At 66.5% G+C, this 9,666-nt stretch carries 12 protein-coding genes; 5 read left to right on the forward strand and 7 right to left on the reverse strand.

Going from position 1 to position 9,666, the window contains the following annotated elements; all coding sequences use genetic code 11:
* The first annotated feature begins 36 nt into the window (after positions 1-36).
* From AB0L91_RS10990 to AB0L91_RS11010, 5 genes are read left to right on the forward strand one after another with little or no spacing between them, the layout of a single operon-like run.
* Positions 37-1,710, forward strand: coding sequence for a thiamine pyrophosphate-binding protein (locus AB0L91_RS10990; protein WP_365009058.1), 1,674 nt, complete (start codon positions 37-39; stop codon positions 1,708-1,710).
* Positions 1,707-2,366 (forward strand): SRPBCC family protein, encoded by a 660-nt coding sequence (locus AB0L91_RS10995; RefSeq protein ID WP_365009060.1) that lies wholly within the window; start codon positions 1,707-1,709, stop codon positions 2,364-2,366. The genes AB0L91_RS10990 and AB0L91_RS10995 overlap by 4 nt, the downstream gene beginning before the upstream one ends.
* A gap of 2 nt (positions 2,367-2,368) precedes the next feature.
* Positions 2,369-3,382, forward strand: a complete 1,014-nt coding sequence (locus tag AB0L91_RS11000) for a 3-oxoacyl-[acyl-carrier-protein] synthase III C-terminal domain-containing protein (RefSeq protein WP_365009061.1) — start codon at positions 2,369-2,371, stop codon at positions 3,380-3,382.
* Positions 3,379-4,422, forward strand: a complete 1,044-nt coding sequence (locus AB0L91_RS11005) for an aminotransferase class I/II-fold pyridoxal phosphate-dependent enzyme (RefSeq protein ID WP_365009063.1) — start codon at positions 3,379-3,381, stop codon at positions 4,420-4,422. Before AB0L91_RS11000 ends, AB0L91_RS11005 begins: the two co-directional genes overlap by 4 nt.
* Before the next feature lie 4 nt (positions 4,423-4,426).
* Complete coding sequence (locus AB0L91_RS11010) at positions 4,427-4,858, forward strand: hypothetical protein (RefSeq protein ID WP_365009065.1); 432 nt, start codon at positions 4,427-4,429, stop codon at positions 4,856-4,858.
* A gap of 45 nt (positions 4,859-4,903) precedes the next feature.
* Here AB0L91_RS11010 and AB0L91_RS11015 read toward each other — a convergent pair whose 3' ends face one another.
* From AB0L91_RS11015 to AB0L91_RS11045, 7 genes are all read right to left on the reverse strand, one after another.
* On the reverse strand, positions 4,904-5,299 hold the full coding sequence (locus AB0L91_RS11015) for a hypothetical protein (RefSeq protein WP_365009068.1): 396 nt from the start codon (positions 5,297-5,299) through the stop codon (positions 4,904-4,906).
* A gap of 67 nt (positions 5,300-5,366) precedes the next feature.
* Positions 5,367-5,636 (reverse strand): hypothetical protein, encoded by a 270-nt coding sequence (locus AB0L91_RS11020; protein WP_365009069.1) that lies wholly within the window; start codon positions 5,634-5,636, stop codon positions 5,367-5,369.
* Between the two features lie 69 nt (positions 5,637-5,705).
* On the reverse strand, positions 5,706-5,996 hold the full coding sequence (locus AB0L91_RS11025) for a hypothetical protein (RefSeq protein WP_365009070.1): 291 nt from the start codon (positions 5,994-5,996) through the stop codon (positions 5,706-5,708).
* Positions 5,997-6,020: 24 nt separating this feature from the next.
* Complete coding sequence (locus AB0L91_RS11030; protein WP_365009072.1) at positions 6,021-6,302, reverse strand: hypothetical protein; 282 nt, start codon at positions 6,300-6,302, stop codon at positions 6,021-6,023.
* Between the two features lie 81 nt (positions 6,303-6,383).
* The gene (locus tag AB0L91_RS11035) at positions 6,384-6,875 is read right to left on the reverse strand and encodes a DUF3558 family protein (RefSeq protein WP_365009074.1); all 492 of its coding nucleotides are present in this window, start codon (positions 6,873-6,875) and stop codon (positions 6,384-6,386) included.
* Positions 6,876-6,898: 23 nt separating this feature from the next.
* Entirely contained in the window at positions 6,899-9,349 is a 2,451-nt protein-coding gene (locus AB0L91_RS11040) for a hypothetical protein (RefSeq protein WP_365009076.1), read from the reverse strand.
* Positions 9,342-9,641 (reverse strand): hypothetical protein, encoded by a 300-nt coding sequence (locus tag AB0L91_RS11045; RefSeq protein ID WP_365009078.1) that lies wholly within the window; start codon positions 9,639-9,641, stop codon positions 9,342-9,344. Before AB0L91_RS11045 ends, AB0L91_RS11040 begins: the two co-directional genes overlap by 8 nt.
* Positions 9,642-9,666 lie beyond the last annotated feature (25 nt).

Here is a 9,666-nt window from a genome sequence, read left to right on the forward strand (position 1 = left end):
ACCGATGGACGCAGCACGCGAGGAAAAGGAGGGCCGATGCCGGACAGAGTGGTCGACTACCTCGTCGACGCGGTATCCGGACTGGGGGTCACGCATCTCTTCGGCGTCGACGGCGCCAATATCGAAGACCTGTACGACGCGATCTTCGACGCGGGCGGGCGCCCGGCGGGCATCGTCGCCAAGCACGAGTTCTCGGCGGCCACCATGGCCGACGGATACGCGCGCAGCACCGGCGGTCTCGGCGTCGTGGTCGCGACCTCCGGCGGCGGGGCGATGAACCTGGTCGCCGGGCTCGCCGAGTCCTTCGCGTCCCGAGTCCCCGTGCTCGCGCTGATCGGCCAGCCGCCGACCGCGCTGGAAGGCCATGGGGCGTTTCAGGATTCGAGCGGACTGGCCGGGTCGATCGACGCCACCGCGTTGTTCTCGGCAGTGAGCCGATACTGCGCGCGCGTCACCGACCCGGCCGAGCTGCCCGACCGGTTCGCCGCGGCCGTCGCGGCCGCCGAGGGTGGCGGGCCCGCCGTGCTGCTGATCCCCAAAGATGTCCAGCAGCAGTCGATGCCGGACCCGGTGCCGCGACCGAGCCGGGTCGAGGCCGCCGCGGCGCCGATGCTCGACGCCCTCGTCGACGAGCTGGCCGACGCTCGGCGCACCGGCAAGATCGTCATCATCGCGGGCGATCAGGTCGCCCGCGACGACGCCCGCGCCGAACTGGCCGAGCTGGTCACCGCGCTCGACGCCTCGATCGGCCTCGCGCCCGACGCCAAGGATGTCTACCCGAATACCGGTCCGGGCTACCGCGGCGTCGCGGGCAGCATGGGGCACGCCGAACTCGCCGAAGCGCTGGCGACGGCGAGCGCGTGCCTGCTGATCGGCACGCGGCTGCCCGTCACCGCCGCCGCGGGCCTGGACGCGGCACTCACCGACGTCACCGTCCTCAGCATCGGCGCGCTGCCGCCCTACCCGGCCGCGCACCACACCACGACCACCGACCTCGCCACGACCATCGGCGACCTGCTGACCCGCGTCGACGGCACCCCCACCCACACCGATCCCCCGGCCGACCCGACCCCGATGACGGTGCCCGACGCCGCGGGACCCGGTCTGCGCTACCGCACCGTCGTCGAAGCCGTCCAGCGCGAATTGCCCACCGGCGCCGATATTTTCGCCGACGCCGGTAACACCGGGGCCAGCGTGGTGCATTACCTGAGGGTGCCCGAGGGTGGACGGTTCGTCGTCGCCCTCGGGATGGGCGGCATGGGCTACGCGTTCGGCGCGGGCATCGGCTCCGCCTTCGCCCGGCACGACGCCGCCGACGGCCCGCATCGCACGATCGTGATCGCCGGCGACGGTTCCTTCTACATGCACGGCATGGAACTGCACACCGCCGTGGAGCACGACCTGCCGATCACCTTCGTGGTGTTCAACAACAACGCGCACGCCATGTGCGTCACCCGCGAACAGCTCTACTACCGGGATCGCTACAGCTTCAACCGATTCCACCCCGCACATCTGGGAGCGGGCATCGCCGCCATGTTCCCCGGGCTGCCCGCCCGCACCGTCGACGAACCCGGTGACCTCACCGCCGCCCTGCGCGACAGTTTCACCGCCACCGGCCCCTCGTTCCTCGAAATCCTCTGCGACCCCGACGAAATACCGCCCTTCCTGCCCTTCCTGTCGACTATCGACGCCTCGAGGAGTACCCCGTGACAACCAGCGCCCTGCCCGCACTCAGCGATATCCCCGACGAGGTGATCCCCGGCGTCCTGCGCATCGAGAATTCCGATCGGGAGGCGACGACCCCGATCATCATGGACATGCTCCGGTCGGTGTATCCGCACGACCAGATCTACGGCGACTTCTGCCCCGTGCAGACCTATATCGCCGCACCGCCGCGCGAGGTCTTCGAATACCTCGCCGACACCCGCTCGCTGGAGGAATGGACCTACAGCCTGCGCGGATTCACCGAGACCGACGAACCGGGACTGTGGCTGTCCTACGACCGGCTCGGCGACGCGACCAAGTGTTTCACCAGGACCGTCGCCCACGCCGACGCCATGACCGTGGACTACCACTGCGCCTGGGACCAGTCCGCGCACCTGTGGATGATCTACCTGATGCGGGTCGTCGACGCCCAGGTGGTCTTCAACAAGCCGGGGTCGGTGGTGCTGTGGATCAACTGCAAGCACCCCTTCTACGACGAGAACGGTTATCCGGAGACCGCGCCGCCCAAACGGCCGGTGTGGGTCGGTGATTTCTGGGAGATGTTCTCCGCGGGCCACCAATTGGAGCTGGACAACCTCAAAGCCATCTGTGAATACCGCGCGGCTCACGGGCTGCCGATCAAGCCGGAGTGGATGCAGTGAACATGCCTCATGTGAGTCTGGTCGACGTCGCGAGTTATCTGCCCGGCGACCCGGTCCCGACCGAATACTTCACCCAGTTCTCCCGTTCGGAGCGGATGGCCAAGAACGTGATGTTCCGGTCGCCGACCGGCCGTCATCACATCACCCGCGACGAAACCGCCGTCGATATGGCCGAAAAGGCCTTCGCCCCGCTGCGGGAACGCCACGGCGACGAGCTGGTGGCCGAGATCGACATCATCATCACCCACACCCAGCTGCCCGACAATCCGGTGCTCGGCGCGGGCCCCGAGCTGGCCCGGCGCCTCGGCGCGACGCCGTCGCACGTCCTGGACGTGCACAACGGTGGCTGCGCGGCGTTCGTGCACATGATGGCGCTGGCCCGGATGATCATGGCCACCAGCGACGCCAAGACCGCGCTGATCGTCGCCGCGCAGAACTGCGCGGGTCCGGTGTTCACCCAGCCCGACATCCGCAAGCTCGCGCAGGCGCCGGTGCCCGGCGACGGCTGCGGCATCGGGCTGCTGCGCAAGGACGATTCGGCGCCGATCCTCGACATCGAATGCCGCACCTATCCCGAGTTCGCCGGTGACATGGACTTCTCCACCAACGGTCCGCGCAAGTACTGGGAGCCGGGCGAGGGTCAGGGCTGCGTGAGCTTCACCGAATCGAAGATCACCAAGGTGTTCGCGCGCGGGAACCGGCTCGTGCCCGAGGTGGCGCTGGCGGTGTGCGATCACATCGGGGTGAAGGGCCGCGACATCGACACCTTCGTCACCAATCAGCCGAATCGGCTGTTCCTGCGCAATTGGCACGACGCGCTGGAGCTGCCCGCCGAACGTCATCCCGACACCTTCGACCAGTGCGGAAACCTGTTCGCCGCGGGCATTCCGGTGACCCTGGATATCGAGAACCGGGCGGGCCGACTGCGCAACGGCTCGGTGGTGCTGCTGTCGGCGTTCGCGCACGCCGGTGATTTCGCCGGCGCGGCCGCCGTGCGCTGGGGCGCGGCGCGATGACCACCCGCCTCGCGGAACCGACGATCCCCTCCCGCCGGTTCCGTACCTCGGCCACGCCGATGCTGTTCGACCTCTCGCTCAGCGAGAACCCGTTCCCACCATTGCCTTCGGTGGTGACGGCGGTGAACGACACGCTCGCCCAGGCGAATCGGTATCCGGAGTTCCTGCCCGAACAGCTGCCCCGGATCATCGCCGAGCGCCTCGGCGTTCGGCCCGAACAGGTGGTGGTCGGCGCCGGTGCCACCGGGGTCGCCCAGCAGGTGATGCGGGCACTGTCCGGCGGTGAACTCGTCACCAGCACACCCACTTTCGACGGGTACCAGATGCTGGCGGACATGACCGGGATGACGCTGGTCCCGGTGCCGCTCGACACCGCGGGCGAACAGGATCTGACCGCGCTGCGCCGCGTCGTGAACCGGCGCACCGCGCTGGTGGTGCTGTGCAGGCCGCACAACCCGACCGGAACGGTGCTCGACGCGGGCGCGGTGCGCTCGTTCCTGTCCGCGCTCCCCCGCCGGGTACCGGTGCTGCTGGACGAGGCCTACGTCGAATTCCTCGACCCCGCCGACCGCCTCGACCTGCACGCCCTGCTGAATCGCTACCCGAATCTGCTGGTCCTGCGGACCTTTTCGAAGGCGTACGGACTGGCGGGTCTGCGGATCGGCTACTGCGTCGGCCGGGGCGAGCTGATCGATCGGATTCGCCGTCAGCAGCTCCCCTTCGGCATCGGCACCGCCGCCGTGGCCGCGGTCCGCGCCGCCTACGCCGCCGACGACGAGCTGCACGACCGCATCCAGCGGATCAATCAGGAGCGCGACGCTCTCCGAACGGTGTTGCACACCTGCGGCATCGATGCCTATCGCAGCCACGCCAACTTCCTGTATCTCCCCGGGCCCGGCGTGGCCACCGCATTGCGGAGGGCGGGCATCAAGGCCAAGTCCTATCCGGACGGCAGCGCCCGGATCGCGGTCGGCGATCCCCTGGCGGGCCGGGCCGTGCACGCGGCCCTGATCGGCCTGCGCACAACGGTCGGCCGATAGGCGGATGACCTGGTGGCACCCCCTTCGCCACCAGGTCATCCACCGCCGAAGTCAGCTACCCCCACCGCAACTGCTCGAACTTCCCCCACCGCAGCTGCTGGAGCTACCGCTGCTGCAACTGCTCCAGCTGCTCGACCCCGAGTCGCTGCCACCGGACCAACTGCTCGACCCGGAGTCGGTCCAGCCGCTACCACTGGACCAGCTACCGCCTGCCCGCTGTCGCGTCCGGTTGCGCACCTGCCGGTTCCGCCGCTGCTGGGGCGATTCGGTCGCCGCCCGGACGATCGCCACGATGATCAGCACCGGCACCATCACGAACATCGCGATTCCGATGATGACGATGACGCCCGCGAAGACGGTCACGATCAACTCGCTCATGGATCCACCCCTTTCGGCCTGGTGTGTCGATACCGAAGGTAGGACCACCCCCTTGTAATCCCCTTTCGACCGACCTGCACCCCCGGCCGACGAGTCGGCAGGCTCAGCCGCCGCCCCCACCACCGCCGCCACAGCCGCCACCGCCGCCGCCGCAGCCACTTCCACCGCCGCCACAGCCGCCGCTACTGCCACCACCACCATCGCCGCCGGTGGTGTCCCCGAGATCGCTGCCGTTGCTGCCTCCGCCGCCTCCCTGGCTCACGCCACCGACAGTGGCCGTCCCACGAGTGCGCCCGGCGGACTCACCCGCCCGCCACCCGGCAGCGCGCTGTCCGGCCCCCGAGGCCAACCCGAACATCGAGCCCTCGCGACGGACATCGCGGATACCGCCGACCAGAATCACCCCGGCGATGGCGAACAGCGGAAGACCGGCCATGAGTGATTTCCCGACCACCGTCGCACCGATCACGGCCAGCAACAACGCGGAGACGAAGAACATATCGAACCCCCCAATGAGTTCTGATCCAGTTGTACCCCGGGGTGATTCCCCCGAAACGGCGGCAGTCTCAGCCGCCGCCCCCGCAACCGCCGCCACCACATCCGCCGCCGCCGTCCCCGCCGTCGAAGAAACCCGCGAACCAGGCGCCGCCGGCGGCCTGACCGGAGCGGCGCCGCTTGCGCTTACGGGACTTCGTCGGGCGGAAGGCGATACGGAAGATTCCGTAGCAGGCCAGTGCCAGGGCGACGGCGAACATGGCGAGAGCGGCGATCACCGAGGTGCCGCTCACCACCGTCGTGCTGAGGGCGACGACGAACGCCGCGACGATGTACCGCATGACACGGCCTCAGCCCTCGCTGCCGGGATCGGCAGCCACGAACATTTCCATGAGATCCCCCCGGATCGATCAATCGCTACCGCCACCGCAGCCACCCGACGACGCACCGTCGTCGTGACCGCTGTCCTCGTCACGCAACTTGCGCAGAGTGCGCGACGCGCTGGTCAGCCCGTCGGCGCTCGCGCCCCACACCCAGCGCGCGGGTTGGCCACGCCGGGCGACCCGGCGCGGACGGTGGCGCACACCCACGATCACCAGCAGGACGGCGGCGACGCCGAGCAGCGCGATACCGGCGACCGGTACGAAGCCGAGCGCGATCGCGCCGACGAGAACGAGCAGCACCGCCGCACCGAGCACCATGGCAGACCCTCCGACCGCGCGCGGTCAGCTACCGCCGCCGCACCCGCCACCACCACAGCCGCCGCCACCGCCACCGTCGCCATGGCCCGAGTCACCACCACCACCGGCGATCCAGAAGCCACCCGCGCCCGCCGCCCCGGACCCAGCGCCCCAGCCCCGCCCCGCCGTGGAACCACCACGCGAAGCACGCACCCAGCCGACGACGAGCAGCACCACCGCGAGCACGAGCAGCCCGATGCCGATGCTCGCCGAGACGATGGTGGTGACGAGGCCGATCAAGGCCAACAGCAGAGCGGAAAAGATCAACCGCATGATTCCCCCCGGAAATCGAGTCCTGCCTCCGTTGTACCGGAGGAGCCGCAGTACGGCCACCGGCGCTGCCTGGCGTCACACTCCGCTGGGAAGCTGCGGCACCAGCTCTTCAGCCAAGGCCATCAACGGTTTACACGGCTCGCCCGCTGGGTCGCCGCTCGCACCGAGCGCCAGTATGCCGCCTGCAATCTCGACGTCGAGTCGACAGAAGCGCCGCTCGAGTGGGAGGGCAAGGATTCTGGCGCGACGCTGAGCGACCTCGATCGGAGCGAACGAATGCGGAGACTCGCGACCGAGCTCATCCAACGGCGCATTACTTACCTGCACCGTGAGATCAACGGTCGGACCTGAGTAGGAACACCCGATGGCGGCATAGCTCTCCACCGGAGATGTCAATCCTTTCGAATCTTTGGTTAGCCCGTGCCCGACCAGAAAGCTCTCCGGCATCTGCCGACAAGGATTGAAGATATTATCGAACATGTACTGCGTCGAAGTAGTGTCCTTCGGCGCCGCCGTTTCTCCTCCGCATCCACTGACCGTCAAACATGCCAGAGCCACGGCGCCCACGGCCCGCACAATTCCAACCATTGCTACTCAGCCGGCTTTCCGGTGACATAGTAGGTCATGTCACCAGGCTTTTGCACAAGCCCTGTAACCGTATGGAAGGAGTGTTCGTTGGAGTAGGACTCGGTGAACGCCAGTAGGTTCCGCTCGTCGAGAAAGCTGTTCAAATTCCTTTGTGCCGGTGTAGCGATGAGCGGAGCAACATCTATCGACTGACCATCGGACCCGATGTATTCAGCGGGCAGCTGACCGTTCGAGTGCAGTGTCGTGAAGAGCTGCTGGATAATCTTCTCTTTCGCCTGGGCAGATGATTCACTCGCCTCGGGGTAAGCCGAGTATTCTCTCTCCGGCTCGGGGTTGAACTTCTCCATCGCGGCATTGTAGCCTTCATCTTTGGCCACTTCGAGAACCTGATTTCCGATCACACTGATCGGCGTGGTGCCGGGAAGTTCGATATTATCCAGCGTCAAAGATTTGACGATGTCGCCGACCTGTTGACGTGTCTCATAGGTCTCGAGCTTAGCCTGATAAGTATCAGCATCCGTCTTTTCGGTCTGATAGGTCAACGCATTCAGTGATGCATTGGTGATTCGCGCGTCGAGACTTCCCAAGTCGGGTGCGTTAATGCTCAACCATCGTTGCGGATCACCGCCACCTTCGGTCACGGCACCGTTCAACATGTCGGCTTCATAAGTCTGCCGAGCGAACTCGAGGCTGAACCGCCCACCCTCCGACTGACTCCCAAGGAAGAGTAGGCGATCGGCATCCAGCTTGGAGAAAGTGACGTTGGCTTGCTCTCCCGGAGTGAGTGGATCATCGTATATCGCGGTCTTTGCTGCGTCCGGGCTGACAAATGTCTCCATGTTCGTGGCAAGCACATGCGAAAGGCCGTCCGCCAGTTTGGGATTCGTATTGAACGCGTTGGCGTTCTGTTCGAAAACGGTGCCGCCGTCACCGGACTTCAGTTTCGAGTTGCCCGTATCATCCGTTTCGGTCGGCGCGAACACATCGGGCAGCTCCGACAGCGCCTGCTTGGCAAGCAAACCTTCCTGCCCCGGCTTCTCCGTCCCGTCCGCAATCCAGTCATACAGACCAGCGGCCGTCTGACCATCATCCTCCCACTCGTGCTGGAAGATCGTGGAGGTGAACTTGTCCGGGTCGTAGTCCTTCGGGTTGAACGACTGATCGGTGGCACCGAAAGACAGGTCGCCCGGGATTTCCTGGCCGGTATTGAAGTCCTTGCCAGTGAGCAGGGCGTAGCTGGCCTCGTTGCTCCGGGTGCTCGATTCCAGGAACTGACGGCTCGCGTTCTCGACCTGATCCAGCTCGCCTTCCTTGAAGCCGGGCGGGTAGCCGTTCCAGTCGTCCTCGCTGTCGGCGACGAATGCAGCGAGGCTGGCACTCTGCCTACCGAGCTCGATGCCCATGGTCTGACCCGGTTCGTAGCCTGGGTTGGCCTGGGTGAGCAGTTCGGCCAGCGCGGCCTGCTGCATCATCTGATCCTTGACCGGCAGCTGCCCGTCGATGGCGAGGTTGTCGCGGTCCTCGTAGCGGCCGGAGATGAGTTCGCGCATGCCGGTCGGCAGGTCGGCGTAGGAGCCGCGCTGGTTGCCCGAGCCGATCTTTTCGTTCGATACGACCATCAGCGAATTGGCGAGATTGTCACGCTTGATCGCGGCGACCGGATCACCGGCCTGCTCGCGCTCGAGCAGGCGCTGGTTCAATGCGAGGACCCCGTCCTTGCCCGCCTCCTGGTACAACGCTTTGTAGTAGTCCTGCACAGCCGCCGGAACGGTGCTGACCTCCTCGCCGTTGGCGAGACGGCGCAGTTCCTCCGCGCTGAGCACGTGCTCCGGCATATTGGACGCGATCTCGTCGATCGCCGCCGTGTCACCGGTGCGGGCCGCATCGGCGAGCGCCTTTCCGTCCTGCTTGCCGAATCGCGCCGCCTGGTTGTCGGCGTCGGCGACGTCGAGACTGGAACCGAGCAGGTCACCGCCTGATCTGATCTCCAACGCCTGGTCACCGATCGCCTTGGCCAGTGCCTCCACTGCGTCTCGGAACGGGTTGTAGGCCCCCGTGATGGCGTCCTGGTGGGTGCGAACGACTTCGGCGTCCACGCCCTCCTTCTCCAAGACCTTCCAGCTCGCATCGACTTCGAGCGGGACGGCGGTCGCATCATTGAGCTTGACCAGCAGTGTGTCGCGGAAGCCGGAGACCGAGCTGATGCCGGAGTTGAGGACGTCGACGAGCTCATCGATCTCGTAGGCGAGCTTCTGACCCTGGGTATGGTCCTGGCCGACCCGATCGTAGGCGGCGTTGTAGGCCAGCCCCTGCCACGACTGCCCGAGGTTCTCGAAATGCTTTTTGGTGGAATCGAATTCGGTCATCAGCTTCGCCCTGGACTCGGCGAGCTTGCCGGTCCAGGTGGTCAGCTCACCTAGATTCCAGCGCCGTACCTCGTCGGGGCTAGGCATCGCGCACATCCATCTCGCGCAGCATCTGGGAGAACTGCTCGTCGGTGGTCTGCAGGTTGGTCGCGGCATTGCGCGACTTGGTAGCGACCTCGCGCAGGCGCTCGGCGGCGCGCAGATACGCGCCCTCGACGAACTCCGCGGCCAGCTCTACCGCGCGTGGGACGTCACAGCCTGGGATCGCCCCGGACAGCGCGCCGACGGAGGTTCGCACGTCGATGTTGTCGATGGAGTCCCCGCTGGTGGTCAGCGTGTCGGCCATGGCACGGATCTGATCGATATCGGCTTGAATCAATTGCTCCCCCTCATCCGGCAATCGC

The sequence above is a fragment of the Nocardia sp. NPDC051833 genome, assembly GCF_040681225.1.
GTDB lineage: Bacteria > Actinomycetota > Actinomycetes > Mycobacteriales > Mycobacteriaceae > Nocardia.